The sequence below is a fragment of the Dactylosporangium sp. NPDC005555 genome, from assembly GCF_040605635.1.
Classification (GTDB): Bacteria; Actinomycetota; Actinomycetes; order Mycobacteriales; family Micromonosporaceae; genus Dactylosporangium.
Genome location: NZ_JBEXDG010000012.1, coordinates 93014 through 114060, shown reverse-complemented (window position 1 = coordinate 114060; position 21047 = coordinate 93014). Strand labels below are relative to the sequence as shown.

Here is a 21047-nt window from a genome sequence, read left to right as displayed (position 1 = left end):
CGACTGGCATGACGCGTCGTGCCCGGCTGATGTGGCTTCGTGCGGATGTGGCTTCGTGCGCCGGCCGGCATGGCGCTTCATGCCTGCTGGCACGACGCTTCGTGCCCGGCGGGGCTTCGTGCCCGGCGGGGCCTTGTGCCCCGGCAGGGGGTCGCGCGTTTCGTCCGCGTTCTGTGCCGTCGCGTGGAAAACATGCCGAGAGCGCATCACCAATGATCCGGAAGACTTTTTGCTGCTCTGGCGACGAAGAGTCTTCCGGATCATGGCGGGGAGCGGTCGGGGCGGGTCAGGCGGGGGTGTCGTGGAATTCGTCGAGGAGGTCTTCCGGTTCGGGGCCGCGGGCCTCTTTGCGGGCCAGGTACGCGAAGCCGTAGAGCGTGAGGGCGGCCAGGAGCCACCACTGCAGGACGTAGCCGGCGTTCTGGAGGGCGTTCTGCTTCTCCGGGGTGACGGCGGTCAGGCCCGGGGCGGGTCGGTCGGTGCTGACGTAGGCGTCATAGATCGCGTACGGCATGGCCGGGGCGATGGCTGACGGGGTGATGCGGCGGATCTCCAGGCGGCCGTTGACCGCGGCCGGGGGGCCGCCGCGGCTCTCCGACGGGCGAAGGCGGCCGAGGATGGTCTGCTCGCCGGGCGGGGCGGCGGGCACCGTGGGCATCGCGAGGGCGCCGGACTCGGCGGGGGCGACCCAGCCGCGGTCGACCAGGACCGCGGTGCCGTCGGGGAGGACCAGGGGGGTCAGGACCTCGAAGCCGACGCGGCCCTCGACGGTACGGCCGCGGACGAGGATCTCGCGGGAGGGGTCGAACCGGCCGGTGACCTGGACGCGGAGCCAGTCGGTGTCGTCGGCGGGGGCGGGGGCCACGGTGCCGGGGGCGCCGGTCGGGCGGGGGGCGACGTCGGTGAGGGGGACGGGGGTGGCCGAGGTGCCCGCCGTGATGCGGGCGTTGATCGACGCGCGCTGGTGGTAGCGGTCCAGCTGCCAGAGGCCCAGGAGCACCATCACGGTCGCCGCGGCGAGGGTCAGCGCGGCGTAGCCGAGCCACCGGGGCGAGGCGAGAAACCGGTACACAAGCAAGCACGGTATCCGGTGCGTTCCGGACAGTCGCTGTGGCGCCCACCCGGTATCGTCCGGGACACACGTTTGCCCCAGCGCCAGAGGAGCATCATGAGCACGATCCCGAGGCTGGTGATCAGCGCGCCATCCTCCGGTCACGGCAAGACTGCCGTTTCCGTAGGCCTGTTGTCCGCGCTGTCGGCCCGGGGTTACCGGGCCGCCGGGTTCAAGATCGGTCCGGACCACGTCGACGCCGCGTATCTCGGGCTGGCCGCCGGGCGGCCGGGGCGCAACCTCGATCCGCGCATGGTCGGTGCGAAGCGGATCGGCCCGTTGTTCGCGCACGGGGCGGGGTCGCTGGACATCGCCGTCGTCGAGGGGACGATGGGACTGTTCGACGGGCTCGCCGGGCGGACCGACAGCGAATCCACCGCCCAGATCTCGGGGCTGCTGCGCGCGCCGGTGGTCCTGGTCGTCGACGTGGGCGCCATGGGGCAGTCCGTCGCCGCGCTCGTGCACGGCTTCCGGGCCTATGACGAGCTGCTGTGGCTCGGTGGCGTCATCCTCAACCGGGTCGCCTCCTCCCGGCACGAGCAACTGCTGCGCGAGGCGCTCGACGACATCGGCGTGCCGGTCCTCGGGGCGCTGCGCCGGCACGCGCTCACCGACATCGGCGACGCCGGCGCGCCGCTGCCGTCGCGGCACCACGGGGTCGCGCCGGTCGTGCACCACAACCTCGACGCCGTCCGGGCGGTCCGCCGGCTCGGTGAGGTGATCGCCGGCGCGGTCGACATCGACCGGACGATGGCCCTCGCGCGTTCCGCGCCCAGGCTCACCGCCGACGCGTGGAGCGCCGCGGAGGAGGTCGCCGCCGCGCGCGTGGCCGAGCCGGCCGTCGCCCGTATCGGCCGCCGCCCGATCATCGGGGTCGCCTTCTCCTACCCGGAGACCGCCGAGCTGCTCACCGCCGCCGGGGCCGAGGTCGTCCCGTTCGACCCGCTGCGCGACGAGCTCCTGCCCGACGGGGTGGACGGGCTGGTCGTCGGCGGGGCGCTCCCCGAGTCCTACGCGGAGGAGCTCGGCTTCAACAGCCGGCTGCGCACCGCGGTCGCCGCCCACGCCGCGGCCGGCAAGCCGATCGCCGCCGAGGGCACCGGGCTCGTCTGGCTCTGCCGCGACTTCAACGGCCGGCCCATGTGCGGCGTCGTCGACGCGTCCGCGCGCGAGACCGACCTCGTCGTCCTGGGCTACCGCGAGGCCACCGCCCGCAGCTCGTCGGTCCTGCTGCCCGTCGGCGCCCAGGTCGTGGGCCACAAGATGCACCGCACGACGATCAGCCCCCGAGCCGGTCTCCAGGCCGCGTGGACCTGGGCGGGCGGGCCGGCGGAGGGCTTCGTCCACCGCGGGGTCCACGCCTCCTACCTGGGCCTGCACTGGGCGGGCACGCCGTCGATCGCGTCGCGCTTCGTGGCGGCCGCCGGCGCGACCGCCACGCCCGTCCACGGTCAGTGGACGACGCCGAGCACGCACCCGTACAACCGGCCGTCCGTGGTGCCGGCGTCGCAGTCCCCGTCCGGCAGCAGCTCCACCCTGCAGCTCCCGGCCGCCGCGACGTCCTCGGCCCCTGGCGGTGCCGGCGGCTCCGCGCCCCTCGGCCTGACCAAGCCCGACCCGAACCGGGCCCCGACCGTCCCTGCCGCCCCGACCGTCCCCGCCACAGCCGCCGCTGCCGTCCCTGCCGCCGCAGCTGCCGCGGTCGCCGCGGCGGCTCCCGCTGTGAGCAGCACCTGGACGGCGCCCAGTGCTCCGCCTGCCGCGCCGGTGTCGGTCCCCGGTCCGGTGTCCGCGCCGGGTGGGTTCTCCGGGCCGCCGGCCGGTTATTCGCCGCCGGCACCCGTCGTGGGCCCCGGCTCGGTGCCCGCCGCACCGATCTCGGCCCCGTCGACATACGTGTCTTCGGCCCCGGCGACGTATGCGCCCCCGGCACCGGCGACGTATGCGTCCCCGGTCCCGGCGACGTACGTGTCCCCGGCGCCGCCGACGTACGCCGGGACCGGAAAAGCCCCGGAGACGCCGGAGGAAGCCGCCGAGGCGCCGACCGCGGCCATCCAGGTCCCGGCCCAGGACGGCGACGGGGAAGCGGAAGGGATCGCTTCGAGCCCGTTCGGGCCGACGAGCCGGGCCGGCGTCGCCCTGGCATCCGCGAGCCAAGCGGCGAGCGTAGGCCAGGTGGGCGTAGGCCAGGCGGCGGGGGCGGGCACTGCGGTGGCGCCCGGGGCCGGTCCGTCCACCGCGACCGCTGGGGCGAGCGTTGGGGTGCCTTCCACCCCGAACGCGCCCGCGGACCCCGCCGAGCTGCCACAGTCTGGGGTTGTGCCGACGACCGTCTCAGCTCCGCCAGCGACCACCCAGCCATCGACCACCGATCCCGCAAGAGCCGCGGCAACCGCGGAAGCCGTGAGCGCGACACCGCAGGAGGTCGGAGCAGCGGAGCCGGCCGGCACCGTCGGGGCGTCCGGGCCGGTGTCCGGGGCAGGCGTCGCGGGGGCGAGGATCGCCGACGGCGGTGGGGTCCAGCCGGTGTCGACGCCGCCGCTGAGCTCGCCGGTCGCGCAGACCGGCAACCCGTGGGCGGACGCGCCGGCCACGTCGTCCGCGGTGCCGGTGTCCTCGGCGCCGATGCCGACCGTGGCCGCGCCCGTGTCCGCCGCGCCCGCCGGGATGACCGCGATCCCCGCAGGGTCGGATCTGGTGGCCGCCGACGAGGCGCCGACCGCGTACCTGCAGCTGCCCGCCCAGCAGAGCGTCCCGCTCGGCGCCGGCGACCACAGCCCCGTCTCCGCGCCGCCCGCCACGGCGGGGGCCGGGGCGGCGAAGGAGGAGGACGGGCCGCCGACGTCGGGTCCGCCCGCGGGCGGGGCGACGGAGGCCGCCTAGTGTCCACCTGGTCGGTGGCGTTGCGCCGCTTCCCGTCGCTGTCGGTGCAGACCCCCAGGTTGTCGGTGCGGCCGCTGTGCGCCGACGACGACAAACGGGTCGGTGAGATCTTCGCCGACCGGCTGGTGCGGCGGTGGTTGCCGATCGCCCAGGACGACCGCAGCGAGTTCGACGGCTACGCGTGGTGCACCGAGCTGGCCGTCGAGCGGCGCGACAGCGGCGCCGGCGACCACTACGGCATCGTGCGGCGCGAGGACGAGCGGCTCGTCGGCTGCCTGTGGACGAAGAACACGGACTGGCTGACGAGGTCGACGGAGATCGCGTACGCGGTGGCCGCCGACGCCCGCGGCTACGGCGTCGCGCCCGAGGCCGTCGACGTGCTCGCGCTGTCGCTGCTGCTGGAGCACCGCTTCCAGCGGGTCGAGCTGCGGGTCGCGCCAGGCAACGTGGCGTCGCGGCGGGTCGCGGAGAAGGCCGGCTTCACCTACGAGGGCCTGATGCGCAACGCCGGGTCGCTGCACAGCGGCCGGGTCGACCTCGAGAGCTGGTCACTGGTCCAGGCCGACATCAGCGCCGGCTCCTGACGAACCGCCGGCCCGTGGCGAACCGCCGGCTCGTGGACGACGAGCCGCCGGTTCGTGAAAGACGAGCCGCCGGCTCGTGAGGACCGTCAGCGATGGTTCTTGAAGACGCGCGGCTTGGCGTTCGCGCCGTACGCGACGATGCTGCTCGGCGGCGTGAACTGGCGGACGGCGGTGCCCGCGAGGGCGTCGCGGAGCGTCTCGGCGACCGTTTCGCGGGGCTTGCCGGCGTTCGCGGAGCCGACCCGGTGCAGCGGGTTGTCCGGGTCGGCGATGAACCCGGCGATCGTCAGGCCCGGCGTCATGCCGACGAACCAGGCGGCCCGGTTGTCGTCGGTGGTGCCGGACTTCCCGGCGACCGGGCGCTGCACGGTCGGGTAGACCCTCGACGCGGTGCCCCCGCCGCCGCAGTCCCCGGCCGCCGCCCTGAAGCCGGTCACACAGCGCGCCGCGTCCATCGCACCCCGCGCGACGTCCGGCGACAGGACCTGGGAGCAGCGGGGGCGCGCCACCGGTACCCCTGCCGCGTCCAGAGCCTCGGAGCCGTCGGGCTGCCTGATGGAGATGACCGGGATCGGCTCGCAGTGGGTGCCGTCGGCGGCGACGGTGGCGAACGCTCCGGCCATTTCGAGGGGGGTGGTGTCCGCGACGCCCAGCGTGAACGCGCCCCACGTCTTCGCCTTGGCGGGGGAGGCCTGGAGCTTGTCGATGCCGGTGCGCCAGCGCAGGCCCAGGCGCTCGGCCATGCGGACCGCCGCCTCGGCGCCGACGCGCTGCTCCAGCTGGACGAAGAACGTGTTGACGGACTTGCCGAAGCCCGACCACATGGTCTGCCGGCCGGTCATGGAGCCCGACGCGTTGGAGGGGCACCAGCTGTCGACACCGCAGCGGGCCGGGCTGTCGCGGCCGGTCTTGTACTTGGACACGAACGTCTTCGGCGAGTTGATCGCGGTGGACAGCGGCATGCCCTGCTCGAGCGCGGCGAGCATCGTGAACATCTTGAACGTGGACCCGGCCTGGTAACCGGCCATGTCGCCGCCACCGAGCAGCGGGTTGACGGTGTTCGGGTAATTGCCGCGCAGCCGCTTGCGCTGCCGTGGGTCGGAGTGCGGGCCGTTGCTGGCCCGGTCCAGGGAGTACGTGCGGTTCACGGCCATCGCGCGGACCAGGCCGGTGCCGGGCTCGACGGCGACCTGCCCGAGCGCGTAGGAGCTGCGGGTCTTCTCCCGCTTCAGCACCTGCGCCTGCGCGATCCCCTGGATGCGTGGATCGAGGGACGTGACCACGGTGTACCCGCCGCGCCGCAGCCGGTCCAGGCGCTCCTGCGGGGTGGCGCCGAGCCCCGGCTGCGCGCTCCACCAGGAGCGGAACATGGCGCAGAAGAAGCCCCAGCCGGCCTTCGTCTCCAGGCAGTCGTTCGGCGGCTCGCTGAGCTTCAACGCGATCGGGGTGGTGCGGGCGGCCGCGGCGTCGGTCGCGCTGAGGTACCCGAGCTGCGCCATCCGGTCGATGACGTAGTCGCGCCGGGCGGTCGCCGCAGCGGCGTCGGTGGCCGCCGGGTCGTACGACGACGGCGCCTGCACGAGCCCGGCGAGCAGCGCGGCCTCCGGGACGGTGAGGTCGGCGGGCCGCTTCGAGAAGTACACCTCGGCCGCCGCGAGCACCCCGTAGGCGCGGTGCCCGAAGTAGGCGACGTTGAGGTACCGCTCCAGGATCTCCGGCTTGCTCATGTGCTTCTCGAGCTCGATCGCGAGCTTCATCTCCCGCAGCTTCCGTGCGCCGGTCTGCTCGGTCGCCTCGGACACCTCGGCCGGGGTGTCGGCGCTGTCGCGCAGCACGTTGCGCACGTACTGCATGGTGAGCGTCGAGGCGCCCTGCGAGACGGCGCCCGCCTTCTGGTTCGCGACGAACGCGCGGGCGACGCCCTTGAAGTCGACGCCGTGGTGCTCCCAGAAGCGGGCGTCCTCGGCGGCGACGATCGCCCGCTGGACGTTGGGCGAGATCGTGTCGAGGGTGGTGTACGTGCGGTACTCCTCGTAGAACTGGGCGAGGAGGGTCGTGCCGTCGGCCGCGTAGACGTGGCTGGTCTGCGCCGGCAGCGACGAGCGCAGCGCGCCGACCGGCACGGCCAGGGCGTCCGTGCCGCGTTTCACGCCGACGCCGGTGAGGGCGACCATCGGGTAGACCAGCGCGGCGATCGCGAGGCCGACGATGAGCCCGGTCCGGACGAGGGCCAGGAATCCGCCGGCCACTCGCAGCGTGCGCGCGATCACATCTCCAAGCTAGGACAAATCGTCTCGGCGTACGCGACGATCGCCTGATGCTGCGCTTCCATGGCGATGCCGAGGTCGCGCCGGGTCTGGTCGACCTGGCGGTCAACGTGCGACAGGAGACCCCGCCGCCGTGGCTCACCGGCCCGATCGCGGCGTCCCTCGCGCATCTGGCGCGGTACCCGGACCGGACGGAGGCGACCGAGGCGATCGCGGCGCGGCACGGCCGGGCCGCGGACGAGGTGCTGCTGACGGCGGGGGCGGCGCAGGCGTTCACGCTGCTCGCGCAGGCGCTGCGTCCTGAGCACGCGGTGGTGGTGCATCCACAGTTCACCGAGCCGGAGAGCGCCCTGCTGACCGCCGGTCACGAGGTGGACCGGCTGCTGCTGGACGTCGAAGATGGATTTGCACTGAAAAATCCGCCGGAATCGGCAGATCTCGTCATCGTCGGGAATCCCACCAATCCAACCTCATGTCTGCATAGATCCGGGCAGATAGCGAGCTGGGTGCGCCCCGGGCGGACCGTCGTCGTCGACGAGGCCTTCGCGGACACGATCCCGGGCGAGCCCGAAACCCTCACCGGCAACCGCGACGTCGTCGTCATCCGCAGCCTGACCAAGACCTGGGGCCTCGCAGGCCTGCGCATCGGCTACGTCCTGGGCCCCGGCGACCTGATCGCCGAGCTCGACCGCCACGCCCCCCTGTGGAGCGTCTCGACACCCGCCCTCGCCGCCGCCCTCGCCTGCGCGTCGCCCCTCGCGGTGCGGACCGAGCGGGCGATCGCCGAGCGCCTCGCGGCCGACCGTGACCATCTCGTCGCCGCCCTGCGCGCCGCGGGTGTCGAGGTCGCCGGCGCGCCGCGCAGCTCGTTCGTCCTGATCAGGGTCGCCGACGGCCGCCGGGTGCGCGAAGCGCTGCGGGCCCGCGGCTTCGCGGTGCGACGTGGCGAAACGTTCCCGGGACTGGGCCCGGACTGGTTACGTATTGCGGTGCGGGACACTGCCACGAGTGACGTGTTCGTCGCCGTGCTGTCGAAGCTCCTTGGAGGATGAACATGCTGGACAAGACGCTGCCGGGGACACTCGCGGCGATCCGGCCGCTCGACGACGAGGCGATCGCGGCGGCCAGGTCGCTGCAGGCCAGGCTCACCAAGCCGCCGGGTTCCCTCGGCGCGCTGGAGATGCTGGCGGTGCGCCTGGCGGGCCTGGCCGGCACCTGCCCGCCGCCGATCCCGCAGCCCGCGGCCCTGGCGATCTTCGCCGGTGACCATGGCGTGCACGCCCAGGGTGTGACGCCGTGGCCGCAGGAGGTCACGGCCCAGATGGTCGCCAACTTCCTGGCCGGCGGCGCGGTCGTCAACGCGTTCGCCCGGCAGTGCGGCGCGAGCGTCACCGTCGTCGACGTCGGTGTGAAGGCCACCCTCGACCCCGCCGACGGACTGGAGATCCGCAAGGTCCGCGCCGGCACCCGCGACCTGAGCGTCGAGCCGGCGATGACCCGCGAGGAGACGCTGCAGGCGATCGAGACCGGCATCGAGATCGCCCAGCAGCTCGTCGACGGCGGCGCGAAGGTGCTGCTGACCGGCGACATGGGCATCGCCAACACCACCCCCTCGGCGGCGCTGATCGCGGCGTTCACGCACGCGGACCCGGCGTCGGTGACCGGCCTCGGCACCGGCATCGACAGCGAGACCCACGCCCGGAAGGTGGCGGTCGTCACGTCCGCGGTCGTCGGGCTGCACGCCGAGGACCCGGTCGACGTCCTCGCCGCGGTCGGCGGTCTGGAGCACGCCGCCCTCGTCGGCTACATTCTGCGGGGCGCGGCGCTGCGCGTTCCCGTGATCATCGACGGGGTCATCGCCGCGTCCGCGGCCCTCGCCGCCGCCGCGCTGGCCCCCGCCGCCACCGCGGCGATGGTCGCCGGGCACCGGTCGGCCGAGCCCGGCGCGAGCGTGGCGCTCGGCTATCTTGAGCTGGAACCGCTCGTCGACCTTGGCCTGCGCCTGGGCGAGGGCACCGGCGCCGTCCTGGCGCTGCCGATCGTGGCCAGTGCTGTCCGCGTGTTGCACGAGGTAGCCACTTTCGACTCAGCTGGAGTTGCCCACAAGTGAACCCATACCCCCTCGGTCTGGTGCTCCAAGGTTTGCGTGTCCTGGTGGTCGGCGGCGGTGCCGTGGCCACCAGGCGCGTTCCCGCGCTGCTCGACGCGGCCGCGGACGTCGTGCTCGTCTCCCCCCACATCACCCCCGCACTGCGGGCGCACGTCGACGCGGGCCGGGTCACCTGGCACGCCCGGCGCTTCGAGCCGTCCGACATCGAGGACGCCTGGCTGGTCCACGTGGCGGTCAGCGACCCCGCCGCGGCCGCCGGGATCAGCGAGCTCGCCGCGGCCCGCCGGGTCTTCTGCGTCCGCGCCGACGACCGGCACGCCGCCACCGCCTGGACCCCGGCGGTGACCCGGCAGGGACCGGTGACCGTGGCGGTGCTCGGCGGCGGCGACCCGGCCCGGGCCGTGGCCGTCCGCGACGCGATCGGTGAGCGGCTCGCCGCCGGTGCGATCGTGGCCGCGACCCCGCCCGAGGCGGCTCCCGGCCGGGTCGCGCTGGTCGGCTCCGGCCCCGGCGACCCGGAGCTGCTGACCGTCCGCGGCCGCCGGCTCCTGGCCGCCGCCGACGTCGTCGTCATCGACCGGCTCGCCGCCGGGCTGCTGCTGGACGAGCTGCGGCCCGAGGTCGAGCTGTTCGACGCCTCGAAGATCCCCTACGGCCCGTCGGCCGCGCAGGAGGAGATCAACCGGGTCCTCGTCGACCGGGCCCGGCAGGGGAAGTTCGTCGTGCGGCTCAAGGGCGGCGACCCGTATGTCTTCGGACGCGGCGGTGAGGAGCTGCTGGCCTGTGTCGCGGCGGGGGTACCGGTGAGCGTCGTGCCCGGCATCAGCAGCTCGATCGCGGTCCCGGCGGCGGCCGGCATCCCGGTCACCCACCGCGGCCTCGCGCACGAGTTCGTGGTCGTCTCCGGCCACCTGGCGCCGTCGCACCCCGAGTCGCTGGTCGACTGGGCCGCCCTGGCGCGGCTGCGCGGCACGATCAGCGTCCTGATGGGCCTGAAGAACCTGCCGGCGATCGCGGCGGTCCTGCAGGAGCACGGCCGCGCGCCGGACACCCCCGTGGCGGTGATCCAGGAGGGCACGACCCGCGACCAGAAGGTCGTGCGGGCGCGGCTGTCCACGGTCGCCGACGCGGTGAAGGAGGCGGCGCTGCGCCCACCGGCCGTCATCGTCGTCGGCCCGGTGGTGGACGCCCTCACCCGTGATCCGGAAGCGTCTTCGTCGCCATAGCGGCAACAGGTCTTCCGGATCACGGGTGAGGGCCTACCGTGCGGGTCAGGAGCGGTCGAGCTCCAGGGCACAGCGGATGAGACCCAGGTGCGAGTACGCCTGCGGGTGGTTGCCCAGGGCGCGCTCGGTCAGCGGGTCGTACTCCTCCGGCAGCAGCCCGGTCGGGCCGGCGCACTCGATGAACTGGGCGAAGAGCTCCTCCGCGTCGGCCCGCCGGCCGGTGCGCAGATACGCCTCGATCATCCAGGTCGTGCACAGGTGGAAGCCGCCCTCGACGCCGGGCAGACCGTCGTCCCAGCGGTACCGGTACACCGTCGGGCCCTCCCGCAGGTCGGCCTCGACCGCCAGTACCGTCGCCAGGAAGCGCGGATCGTCGTCGGCGAGGAGACCGGACAGCCCGATCCACAGCACCGACGCGTCCATCTCGTCGTAGCCGTAGGCGACGGTGTAGGCGCCGAGCTTCTCGTCCCAGCCCTTGTCCAGGACGTTCTCGGCGATGGTGTCGCGCAGCGGCCGCCACGTCTCCGGCACGGGCCGGCCGGCCCGCTCGAAGAGCTGGATGCCGCGGTCGACGGTCATCCAGCACATGACCTTCGAGTAGACGTAGTGCCGGGGCCGGCGGCGCGCCTCCCAGATGCCGTGGTCGGGCTCGTGCCAGCGCCGCTCGACCGCCTCGACCATCTGGTCCATGAGGGCGAAGTCGCCGTCCTCCGGCGGGCGCAGCTCGGCCAGGGTGGTGACCAGGTCGGCGACCGGGCCGAACACGTCGAGCTGCACCTGGCCGTTGGCCGCGTTGCCGACGCGCACCGGGCGGGAGCCCGCGTAGCCGGGCAGCGCCTCGATGACCGCCTCGGGGCCGAGCTCCGTGCCGTCGAGGTTGTAGAGCGGGTGGAGCCGCTCCGGGTGCCCGTCGGTGTTCTCGGCGACCTTCAGCGTCCATTTCAGCAGCGACTCGGCCTCCTCGGTGGATCCGAGGTCCACGAGCGCCTTGGCGGTCAGCGACGCGTCGCGCAGCCAGCAGTACCGGTAGTCCCAGTTGCGCGAGCCGCCGACCTCCTCCGGCAGCGACGACGTCGCCGCGGCCAGGATCGCGCCGGTCGGCTTGTGCCACAGCCCGCGAAGCGTGAGCGCGCTGCGCTTGACCAGATCACGGGCGACCGACGGCAGCTTCAGCGCGTCGGACCAGTCCCGCCACGCGGCCTCCGCGGCGATCTGCCGCTCGTCGAGCCGCACCCGCGGCGGCTCGATCGAGTCGGTGCCCAGCCGCAGCTCCAGCATGGCGGTGCCGCCGGTGGAGCCGAGGTCGACCGTGGCCCGGGCGAGGTCGCTGTGCCCGTCGGAGCTGATCTCCCAGGTGATGCCGGGGGAGTAGAGCACCATCGGCTCGTTGGAGCCGAGCACCAGCAGGCCCTCGTCGCCGATGGGCTGCAGGCGGATGTGCACCTGGCCGAAGTCGGGCCGCGGCACGAAGTCGATCCGGGCCCGGGAGCTGCCCGACAGCACGCGGATGAGCGAGTTGCCGGTGCGGTGGTGGTCGAGCCAGTCGGTGACGGTGAGGCCCGACCAGCGGGTCTCCACCGTCATCGTGCCCGGCCGGTAGCGCTGGCCGAGCGGGATGCCGCCCCGCTCCGGCTGGACCGTGAAGTGTCCCGCGGCGGTGTCGCCGAGCAGGTCGGCGAAGACCGCCCCGGAGTCCGGCTTCGGGTGGCACAGCCAGGTGACCCGGGCGGCGGGCGTCAGCAGCGCGACGGTGTGCGTGTTGGACAGCATCGAGTGCCGCTCGATCGGCACCGCCTGCTCGCCGAAGAGCCACCGCCGCCGGGTGTGCAGCAGCAGCTCCAGCACGCCGACCGCCGCCTCGGCGTCGGTGATGCTGAAGCGGGCGAGCGTGTCGGTGCCGCCCTCGCCGCCGCCGACCTTGATCCCGAGGTCGGGGCCGTGCAGGTGGGCGAAGGCCTTCTCGTCGGTCGCGTCGTCGCCGAGGTAGACGATGGCGCTCGCCGACACCTGCATCCGCAGCGCGTCGACGGCGAGGCCCTTGTCGGTCGGCACCACCGACAGCTCGATGACCTCCTTGCCGGTGGTCACCTCGATGTCGGGCCACAGGGCGGCGCCGCTGCGGACGGCGTCGAAGACCCGCCCGGCGACGTCCCGCGGCGCCGCGCGGGTGTGCACCGCGACGCTGGCCGGCTTGGCCTCCAGGCGCACCCCCGGCTGGTCGCGGCAGATCGCGTTGAGCGCCGCGTGCAGTTCCGCGCGGCGCTGCTGACGCTCGGGCGGCAGTTCGTCGACGTAACCGACGTCGAACTCGGAGCCGTGGCTGCCGACCAGCCGCACCTCGGCGGGGAGGCGCGACAGCGCGGCGAGGTCGCGCAGGGCACGACCCGAGATCACGCCGACGGTTGTCTGTGGCAACGAGGACAACGCGCGGACGGCCGCTACGGATTCTGGGCTGGGGGTCGCCTTCGTAGGGTCGGCGACGATGGGCGCGAGAGTGCCGTCGTAGTCACATGCCACCAGGAGGTTCGGCACGCGGGCAACGCGCAGCACCGCCGCGCGGAGGTCCGGGTCGAGCGAGAGGGCGGTGCCTGTCGCCGAGTGTTGGTTCATGTCCGGCCTGTTCGTGGGAGCGATGGAGGTCGTTTGAGCGATTGACGTGCACACGGCGGTGCAAGGGCGGGCGTGTGCTGAGCGGGATGCTGGTCATGATGCTGCGCCGAGTGCGTCGAGAAACGCGTCCGCCCATGCGCGGACGTCGTGTGAGCGCAGGTGGGAATGCATAGCATGCATCCGTTTGCGCCCTTCGACCGGGTCGACGTGGATCGCACGCATGAGTGCGTCTTTCACCCCGTCGAGGTCGTGCGGATTGCACAGGAATGCCTGACGCAGCTCGGCGGCCGCACCGGCGAACTCCGACAGCACGAGGGCGCCGCCACCGTCGGCGCGGGCGCCGACGTACTCCTTGGCCACGAGATTCATGCCGTCCCTCAGGGGAGTCACCATCATGACGTCGGCCGCGACGTACAACGCGGCCAGCTCAGCCCGACTGTACGACTGATGGAGGTAGTGCACGGCCGGTTGGCCAACTCGTCCGTACTCCCCATTGATCCGCCCGACCTCACGTTCAACGTTCACCCGCAGCGTCTGGTAGTGCTCCACCCGCTCCCGACTCGGCGTAGCCACTTGTACCATCACCGTATCCGGTGCCGTGAGTCGTCCATCCGACAACAGTTCGCGGAATGCCTTGAGTCTTCTCTCGATGCCTTTGGTGTAGTCCAGCCGGTCCACCCCGAGGATGACGGTCTTCGGTTCACCCAGTTCCGTCCTGATCGCCTTCGCCCTGGCCTGCACCTCGGGTGAGGCGGCGAGCCGCTCCATCTCCTCGACGTCGATCGAGATCGGGAAGGCCTCGGCCCGCACCGTGCGGCCCTCGTACTCCACGACGCCGCGCCGCACGCGGGTGCCCAGCAGATGTCGGGACAGTTGGACGAAGTTCTGTGCGCCGAGTGGCCGTTGGAAACCAACCAGATCGGCACCGAGCAAACCCTTGAGAACCTCGGCCCGGCGGGGTAGTTGCATGAACAGTTCGACCGGGGGGAATGGGATGTGCAGAAAAAACCCGATCTTGAGATCGGGCCGGGTCTCGCGCAGCAGGGCCGGCACGAGCTGCAACTGGTAGTCCTGGATCCATACGGTGGCACCGGGTGCCGCGTCGTCGGCGACGGCCTTCGTGAAGCGCTCGTTGACCAGCCGGTAGGCCTCCCACCATCGTCGTTTGAAGATCGGCGTCTCCACGGCGTCGTGGTAGAGCGGCCACAGACTGGAGTTGGAGAAGCCCTCGTAATACCGCTCGACCTCGCCCGCGCTCAGCGCCACCGCGTGCAGCTTCACCCCGCCGGCCTCGAACGTCTCGTCCGGCAGCTGCGAGTCCCCGACGCCGCCCGACCACCCCACCCATGTGCCGTTGCGCTGCTGGAGCACCGGCTCCAGCGCCGTGACCAGGCCTCCTGGGCTTCTGCGGAAACTGATCTCGCCGTCCGGCCCGACGACCTTGTCGACCGGCAGCCGATTGGCGACCACCACGAATGCACTGTCTCCAGCCACGTGTCGTGTCCTCCCCCTGGGTGATCCACCCTCGTACTTTCAGCCTACTGATCCCCGTAGGTGCCTGGCAGCATGCAGCGGGCTGGCTCACAGGTGCGATCCTGCTGGGCATGTCCTCGCACGATGCCTATGCCGAGCCCGAACGGGGCCGGACGCTCACCGTCGTCCTGCTCGCGTTGCTGATTTTGACCGTCATCGGTGCGTTGGTCGGCTTCGTGCTCGGCAACCGGGCCAAGGGCGACGCTGCGTCGGGTCCCGATAGCGGACAGTCTCCACGACCATCGACGAACGTCAGCACGCAGGGTGCCTCGCCCAAGGCCACGCCCTGTCCCGCCTTCATGGAGACCGCGATCAAGCAGCGCGACAGCAACGCGGCCCTGCCCCTCGCCCTGCAGCTCTACATCCGCACCGACAAGCGCGAGGTCTGGATCTGCCGGGAGGCCGACACCTCGGGGTTGTGGTATCAGGGGCACGACAAGCGCAGGAGCTTCTCCGGCGTCGACGGCTCCGGCGAGACGCCCGTCGAGGGCGACAACGGGCTGCTGCTGAGCAGCGTCACGTTCTCCGGCAGCGTGGGCAACGACAAGTACACGGCGACCAACGGCGCCACCACCTACACCGTGTCCCGGGACAAGCTCGCGGTCAGCGGCAACCAGACGCTGAGCGATGACGTGAGGGAGTCGTTCCCGAAGAAGTGACGCCCGATTTGGGGGCGGGACCCGGGCCTGGAAAGATTGGCCCGACGCGAACACAGACTTACCGGAGGTAGGGGCGCACCGTGGCTCAGTACATCTACGTGCTCGAGAAGGCGCGCAAGGCGCACGGCGACAAGGTCGTGCTCGACAACGTCACGCTGTCGTTCCTGCCCGGCGCGAAGATCGGCGTGGTCGGCCCCAACGGCGCCGGCAAGTCGAGCCTGCTCAAGATCATGGCCGGGCTCGACAAGCCGAGCAACGGCGAGGCCCGCCTCATGCCCGGCTACACGGTCGGCATGCTGCTGCAGGAGCCGCCGCTCAACGAGTCCAAGACCGTCCTGGGCAACATCGAGGAGGCGGTCGCGGAGACCAAGGCGAAGCTCGCCCGCTTCAACGAGATCGCCGAGCTCATGGCGACCGACTACTCCGACGCGCTGATGGAGGAGATGGGCAAGCTCCAGGAGGAGCTCGACCACGCCGACGCGTGGGACATCGACTCCGCCCTCGCCCTGGCCATGGACGCGCTGCGCTGCCCGCCGCCGGACGCCGACGTCACCACCCTCTCCGGTGGTGAGCGCCGCCGCGTCGCGCTGTGCAAGCTGCTGCTCGAGGCGCCCGACCTGCTGCTGCTCGACGAGCCCACCAACCACCTCGACGCGGAGAGCGTCAACTGGCTGGAGCAGCACCTGCAGAAGTACGCCGGCGCCGTGCTCGCCGTCACCCACGACCGCTACTTCCTGGACCACGTCGCCCAGTGGATCGCCGAGGTCGACCGCGGCCAGGTCCACGGCTACCAGGGCAACTACTCCACCTACCTGGAGAAGAAGGCCCAGCGGCTGGCGATCTCCGGCCGCAAGGACCAGAAGCTGCAGAAGCGCCTCACCGAGGAGCTGGAGTGGGTCCGCTCCAACGCCAAGGCCCGGCAGACCAAGTCGAAGGCCCGCCTCGAGCGCTACGAGGAGATGGCCAACGAGGCCGAGAAGACCCGCAAGCTGGACTTCGAGGAGATCCAGATCCCGCCGGGCCCGCGCCTGGGCAACCTGGTCATCGAGTCCAAGGACCTGCTCAAGGGCTTCGACGAGCGCGGTGTGCTGATCGAGAACCTGTCGTTCTCGCTGCCGCGCAACGGCATCGTCGGCATCATCGGGCCCAACGGCGTCGGCAAGACCACGCTCTTCAAGACCATCGTCGGCCTGGAGCAGCCCGACGCCGGCCAGGTCCGCGTCGGTGAGACGGTCAAGCTGTCCTACGTCGACCAGAGCCGCTCCGGCCTCGACGGCGACAAGACGGTCTGGGAGGTCGTCTCCGACGGCCTGGACCACCTCATGGTGGGCAAGGTCGAGATGCCGTCCCGGGCGTATGTCGCGGCGTTCGGCTTCAAGGGCCCCGACCAGCAGAAGCCGACGAAGGTCCTGTCCGGCGGCGAGCGCAACCGGCTCAACCTGGCGCTGACGCTGAAGATCGGCGGCAACGTGCTGCTGCTCGACGAGCCGACCAACGACCTCGACGTCGAGACGCTCTCCTCGCTGGAGAACGCGCTGCTGGAGTTCCCGGGCTGCGCCGTGGTCATCTCCCACGACCGGATGTTCCTGGACCGGGTCGCGACCCACATCCTCGCCTGGGAGGGCGACGAGAAGGACCCGGCCAAGTGGTTCTGGTTCGAGGGCAACTTCGAGTCCTACGAGAAGAACAAGGTCGACCGCCTGGGCCAGGAGGCGGCGCGCCCGCACAGCGTCACCTACCGCAAGCTCACGCGCGACTGAGGTGGCCCGCTTCATCTACCACTGCGCCCTGCGCTGGTCCGACCTGGACGCGTACGGGCATGTCAACAACGCGCGCTTCCTCACCCTGTACGAGGAGGCGCGCGTGGCGCTGATGTTCACCGCGGCGAAGAACGCCGGGCTCAGCACGTTCGAGGACGGGATCGTCATCTCACGTCATGAGATCGACTATCTGCGACCCATCGACTACGGCGATCCCGTGCGCATCGAGCTGTGGCTGGAGGAGATCAAGGCGAGTCGATTGACGGTCGCCTACGAGCTCTTCGACGGCGACGCGGTCGCGTCCCGTGCGCGGACCGTCTGCGTGCCGTTCGACCTGGCCGCCGGCCGCCCCCGCCGGGTCAAGGACGTCGAGCGCGAGTTCCTTTCCCCGTGGCTTGGCTGAACGGCTCGGGGGTCCCGGACGCACGGGCGTTCCTGGCCCGGGCGGTCCGCCTCGACGCCGGCGCCGTGGTCCGGCTGCGGCCCGCCGGTGACGACCGGGTCACCCTCTGGTCACGTCTGCCGTGGGGGGTCCTGGTGAGCCGCGGCGTCCCGGGACACGTCGACGGCGATCACACCGTCCTCGCCCGGGAGCTCCTGACGACCCTCGATGACGGTCTTCCCGCATTCCGGGACAGTGAGTGGCGGTGGTCCATCCCGGGCGGCCCCGGCACCGTCGTGGAGCGGATCCCGGGCGCCGACATCAGGCGCGTCGGGGCGGCCGCCGCGGACACGTTGCGGACCGCCGCGGCGGAGGGTGTGGGGGGCCGCGCGGTCGGCTCCAGGGTCCTGCGGGACGCGCTTCTGGATCACGTACCGATCGTCGTGACAACCGACGCCGGAGAACGCGTCGAGATACCGCAACGGCTCGTGCAGGCGGTCGTGCGAATGGGGTTCACGATGAGCGACCGTGCAGTTGCACGAGACTTTGTCGATGTTCGGAAATCGGGTCCATGGACGGCTCTGGCCTGCGCATATGGCTCTGCCTGGCATCGTGCTGCCAAGACTCTTCTCATCGGATAGACGGTGGTAAGACCCTCACCCGAACGGGTGGGGCGAGGGTGAAATTGGGGGCTGCTGAAACTCGTCCGAACGGGTACCGTCCTCTTTCGGGTCCACCGCCGAGCGAAATCACTCGGCGACGGACCGCAATTGCGGGTGGAGGCCACGGGGGAGCTAGGGAGCGCGGGACGATGCCAAAGTGGCCATGGCGTGCCGAGCAGACGGACGGGTCGCAGACCGACACGACCGTCGCGCAACTGGCACGGGAAGAGCCGACTCCGGTGACCGACGCGGTGTGCGGCGGGACCCCGGACGTGGGTGCGGGCGTGATCGCACCGGTGACGTTGCTGCGGGTCGCGGAGGCCCTCGAGCAGCTTGAGATTCGATACCTGACCGATGGGGATGGCAGCCTTCTCGCGCTGTGGGAGCGCCACGCTGTGCTGTTCGCCCTCGAGGGGCCGTCGGACGAGATCCTGGTCGTCCGCGCCAGGCCACACGCCACCGTGCCGCCGGACTGGGCCGACCGGTCCTACCGGGTGGTCAACGAGTGGAACCACACACGCCGCTTCTACAAGGCCTATGTCGGTGACCCCACCGACCGCGGCCAGCTTCCGATCTACGCGGAGATGCAGGTGCCGCTGCTCTCCGGTGCGCACCCCGAGCTCATCGCCGAGCTCGTCGACTGCGCGGCCGTCGTCGCGATGGGTTTCGTGGACTGGCTCCACGACGAGGGCGCCCTGCTCTGACGATGCTGTATGCCCCGCCTTATGCGGACAAGTCCGATAATGGCGGGGCTTCGTACCGGCGAGACTGGCGGCCGGTTCGAGGTGGTCGGCGGGCATGGGACGATAGAGGTCTGATCCCCGCCTTCATGGAGAACGGACGCCTGTGCCACCGACGAACGACCCCGGCGTGAACCGTCCCGGTGCCACCGTGCCGGACAGGATCCGCAACTTCTGCATCATCGCGCACATCGACCACGGCAAGTCGACGCTGGCCGACCGGATGCTGCAGCTCACCGAGGTGGTCGACGCTCGGCAGATGCGGGCGCAGTATCTCGACCGCATGGACATCGAGCGCGAGCGCGGCATCACGATCAAGAGCCAGGCCGTGCGCATGCCGTGGCGGGTCCGCGAGGGCGACCTGACCGGCGAGCAGTTCGTGCTCAACATGATCGACACCCCGGGCCACGTGGACTTCACCTATGAGGTGTCCCGCAGCCTGGCCGCCTGCGAGGGCGCGGTGCTGCTGGTCGACGCGGCGCAGGGCATCGAGGCGCAGACCCTCGCCAACCTGTATCTCGCGCTCGAGAACGACATGACGATCATCCCGGTGCTCAACAAGATCGACCTGCCGGCCGCGCAGCCCGAGAAGTACGCCGAGGAGCTCGCCCACCTGATCGGCTGCGAGCCCGACGACTGCCTGCGGGTGTCCGGCAAGACCGGGGTCGGCGTGGCCCACCTGCTCGACGAGATCGTCCGGCAGCTGCCCGCCCCGCAGCCGGGCGCCGGCGGCGCGGCCCGCGCGATGATCTTCGACTCCGTGTATGACGTGTACCGCGGCGTCGTCACCTACGTCCGGGTCGTCGACGGCCGCCTCGGCGCCCGCGACCGGATCAAGATGATGTCGACCGGCGCGGTCCATGAGCTGCTGGAGATCGGCGTCATCTCGCCCGAGCCGATCAAGAGCGACGGCCTGGGCGCCGGCGAGGTGGGCTACCTCATCACCGGCGTGAAGGACGTGCGCCAGTCCAGGGTCGGTGACACGGTCACCATCAACGCCAAGCCGGCCACCGAGCCGCTCGGCGGCTACAAGGACCCGAAGCCGATGGTCTATTCGGGGCTCTACCCGATCGACGGCTCGGACTACCCGCTGCTGCGCGACGCCCTGGACAAGCTCAAGCTCAACGACGCCGCCCTGGTGTACGAGCCGGAGACCAGCCTCGCGCTGGGCTTCGGCTTCCGCTGCGGCTTCCTCGGCCTGCTGCACCTGGAGATCATCCAGGAGCGTCTGGAGCGGGAGTTCAACCTCGACCTGATCTCCACCGCGCCCAACGTGGTCTACCGGGTGATCACCACCGACGGCACCGAGGTCGCGGTGACCAACCCCAGCGAGTTCCCCGACGGCAAGACCGGCGAGATCTTCGAGCCGACCGTCCGGGCGACGGTGCTGACCCCCAACGACTTCGTCGGTGCGGTCATGGAGCTGTGCCAGGGCCGGCGCGGCGTCCTGCTCGGCATGGACTACCTGTCCGCCGACCGGGTCGAGCTGCGCTACACCCTGCCGCTCGGCGAGATCATCTACGACTTCTTCGACCAGCTGAAGAGCCGCACCAAGGGCTACGCCAGCCTCGACTACGAGCCCAGCGGCGAGCAGGCCTCCGACCTGGTGAAGGTGGACATCCTGCTGCACGGCGAGCCGGTGGACGCGTTCAGCTCCATCGTGCACAAGGACAAGGCGTACAACTACGGCGTCACCATCGCGGGCAAGCTGCAGAAGCTCATCCCGCGCCAGCAGTTCGAGGTGCCGATCCAGGCCGCCATCGGCAGCCGGATCATCGCCCGCGAGACGATCCGCGCCATCCGCAAGGACGTGCTCGCCAAGTGCTACGGCGGTGACATCAGCCGTAAGCGCAAGCTGCTGGAGAAGCAGAAGGAAGGCAAGAAGCGGATGAAGATGGTCGGCCGCGTCGAGGTGCCGCAGGAGGCGTTCATCGCCGCCCTGTCCACGTCGGACGCCCCGACCTCGGACAAGCCGAAGAAGTGAGGCACTGCCCGCGCTGCGGGGCGTCGTCGGACGCCCCGCCGGCGGCGTGCCCGGCCTGCGGCTACGAGACCTTCGTCAATCCCCGCCCGACCGGCACCGTCGTCGTCCTCGACGGCGACCGGTTCCTCGTGATCCGCCGGGCCCGCCCACCCCAGCAGGGCCTGTGGGAGCTTCCCGGCGGCTTCTGCGACGGCTGGGAGCACCCCCGTGACGCCGCCGCCCGGGAGGCCCGCGAGGAGCTCGGCGTCGACCTCGACTTCGGCGCGTTCATCGGCATGTGGATCGGCGCGTACGAGTTCCAGGACGAGACGGTGCCCGTCCTGGACTGTTTCTGGGCCACCCGGGTGCCCGCGGGTGCCGCCATCACCCTCGACCCGGCCGAGGGCAGCGCGCTCGCGTGGGTGCCTTTGTCCGATCCGCCACCTCTCGCGTTCCCCACGATGGAATCGGCGATACGCGAAGTTCGTCGATCGCCGGGGCGTTTGGTCCCCTGAGGTCACGGGCAATAAGAGCGCAACCGCAACTGCAAGACCCCC

Annotated in this window: 16 protein-coding genes; 12 read left to right on the top strand and 4 right to left on the bottom strand. The window is 71.6% G+C overall.

What is annotated here, in order from left to right:
• Positions 1 to 286: 286 nt before the first annotated feature.
• Positions 287 to 1072: an SURF1 family protein gene (locus ABZS58_RS16375; RefSeq protein ID WP_354782069.1), complete on the bottom strand. Its 786-nt coding sequence runs from the start codon at positions 1070 to 1072 to the stop codon at positions 287 to 289.
• Between the two features lie 96 nt (positions 1073 to 1168).
• Between ABZS58_RS16375 and ABZS58_RS16370 the strand changes: the two genes are divergently transcribed.
• Positions 1169 to 3994: a cobyrinate a,c-diamide synthase gene (locus tag ABZS58_RS16370; protein WP_354782067.1), complete on the top strand. Its 2826-nt coding sequence runs from the start codon at positions 1169 to 1171 to the stop codon at positions 3992 to 3994.
• The gene (locus ABZS58_RS16365) at positions 3994 to 4578 is read left to right on the top strand and encodes a GNAT family N-acetyltransferase (RefSeq protein WP_354782065.1); all 585 of its coding nucleotides are present in this window, start codon (positions 3994 to 3996) and stop codon (positions 4576 to 4578) included. The genes ABZS58_RS16370 and ABZS58_RS16365 overlap by 1 nt, the downstream gene beginning before the upstream one ends.
• 86 nt (positions 4579 to 4664) lie before the next feature.
• On the opposite strand, the gene ABZS58_RS16360 is transcribed toward ABZS58_RS16365, so the two are convergent.
• Complete coding sequence (locus tag ABZS58_RS16360) at positions 4665 to 6752, bottom strand: transglycosylase domain-containing protein (RefSeq protein WP_354782248.1); 2088 nt, start codon at positions 6750 to 6752, stop codon at positions 4665 to 4667.
• A 143-nt stretch (positions 6753 to 6895) separates the two neighbouring features.
• On the opposite strand from ABZS58_RS16360, the gene cobC reads away from it, so the two are divergent.
• Genes cobC through cobA form a run of 3 tightly spaced genes read left to right on the top strand, consistent with a single transcriptional unit; the run spans position 6896 to position 10181 of the window.
• The gene (gene cobC / locus ABZS58_RS16355; protein WP_354782063.1) at positions 6896 to 7897 is read left to right on the top strand and encodes an Rv2231c family pyridoxal phosphate-dependent protein CobC; all 1002 of its coding nucleotides are present in this window, start codon (positions 6896 to 6898) and stop codon (positions 7895 to 7897) included.
• A gap of 2 nt (positions 7898 to 7899) precedes the next feature.
• Positions 7900 to 8955, top strand: a complete 1056-nt coding sequence (gene cobT, locus ABZS58_RS16350) for a nicotinate-nucleotide--dimethylbenzimidazole phosphoribosyltransferase (protein ID WP_354782246.1) — start codon at positions 7900 to 7902, stop codon at positions 8953 to 8955.
• A complete protein-coding gene (gene cobA / locus ABZS58_RS16345) occupies positions 8952 to 10181 on the top strand; it encodes a uroporphyrinogen-III C-methyltransferase (RefSeq protein WP_354782061.1) in 1230 nt (409 codons plus the stop codon). The genes cobT and cobA overlap by 4 nt, the downstream gene beginning before the upstream one ends.
• Before the next feature lie 45 nt (positions 10182 to 10226).
• Here the strand turns inward: cobA and otsB are convergent, their stop codons facing one another.
• Together otsB and ABZS58_RS16335 are read right to left on the bottom strand one after the other, a co-directional pair.
• Complete coding sequence (otsB, locus tag ABZS58_RS16340; RefSeq protein ID WP_354782059.1) at positions 10227 to 12791, bottom strand: trehalose-phosphatase; 2565 nt, start codon at positions 12789 to 12791, stop codon at positions 10227 to 10229.
• Between the two features lie 93 nt (positions 12792 to 12884).
• The gene (locus ABZS58_RS16335; protein ID WP_354782057.1) at positions 12885 to 14285 is read right to left on the bottom strand and encodes a trehalose-6-phosphate synthase; all 1401 of its coding nucleotides are present in this window, start codon (positions 14283 to 14285) and stop codon (positions 12885 to 12887) included.
• A gap of 110 nt (positions 14286 to 14395) precedes the next feature.
• Between ABZS58_RS16335 and ABZS58_RS16330 the strand changes: the two genes are divergently transcribed.
• The 7 genes from ABZS58_RS16330 to ABZS58_RS16300 all read left to right on the top strand — a co-directional run bounded on the left by ABZS58_RS16330 (position 14396) and on the right by ABZS58_RS16300 (position 21005).
• Positions 14396 to 14983 carry a hypothetical protein gene (locus ABZS58_RS16330; protein WP_354782055.1) on the top strand — a complete coding sequence of 196 codons (588 nt, stop codon included), beginning with the start codon at positions 14396 to 14398 and terminating at the stop codon, positions 14981 to 14983.
• Positions 14984 to 15063: 80 nt separating this feature from the next.
• Positions 15064 to 16743: an energy-dependent translational throttle protein EttA gene (gene ettA / locus ABZS58_RS16325; protein ID WP_354782053.1), complete on the top strand. Its 1680-nt coding sequence runs from the start codon at positions 15064 to 15066 to the stop codon at positions 16741 to 16743.
• 1 nt (position 16744) lies between these two features.
• Positions 16745 to 17146, top strand: a complete 402-nt coding sequence (locus ABZS58_RS16320; protein WP_354782051.1) for a thioesterase family protein — start codon at positions 16745 to 16747, stop codon at positions 17144 to 17146.
• A complete protein-coding gene (locus tag ABZS58_RS16315) occupies positions 17134 to 17766 on the top strand; it encodes a hypothetical protein (RefSeq protein ID WP_354782050.1) in 633 nt (210 codons plus the stop codon). The genes ABZS58_RS16320 and ABZS58_RS16315 overlap by 13 nt, the downstream gene beginning before the upstream one ends.
• A 170-nt stretch (positions 17767 to 17936) precedes the next feature.
• Positions 17937 to 18491, top strand: coding sequence for a YbjN domain-containing protein (locus ABZS58_RS16310; RefSeq protein ID WP_354782048.1), 555 nt, complete (start codon positions 17937 to 17939; stop codon positions 18489 to 18491).
• A gap of 142 nt (positions 18492 to 18633) precedes the next feature.
• Positions 18634 to 20511 (top strand): translation elongation factor 4, encoded by a 1878-nt coding sequence (lepA, locus tag ABZS58_RS16305; RefSeq protein WP_354782046.1) that lies wholly within the window; start codon positions 18634 to 18636, stop codon positions 20509 to 20511.
• Complete coding sequence (locus ABZS58_RS16300; RefSeq protein WP_354782044.1) at positions 20508 to 21005, top strand: NUDIX domain-containing protein; 498 nt, start codon at positions 20508 to 20510, stop codon at positions 21003 to 21005. The genes lepA and ABZS58_RS16300 overlap by 4 nt, the downstream gene beginning before the upstream one ends.
• Positions 21006 to 21047: the final 42 nt, after the last annotated feature.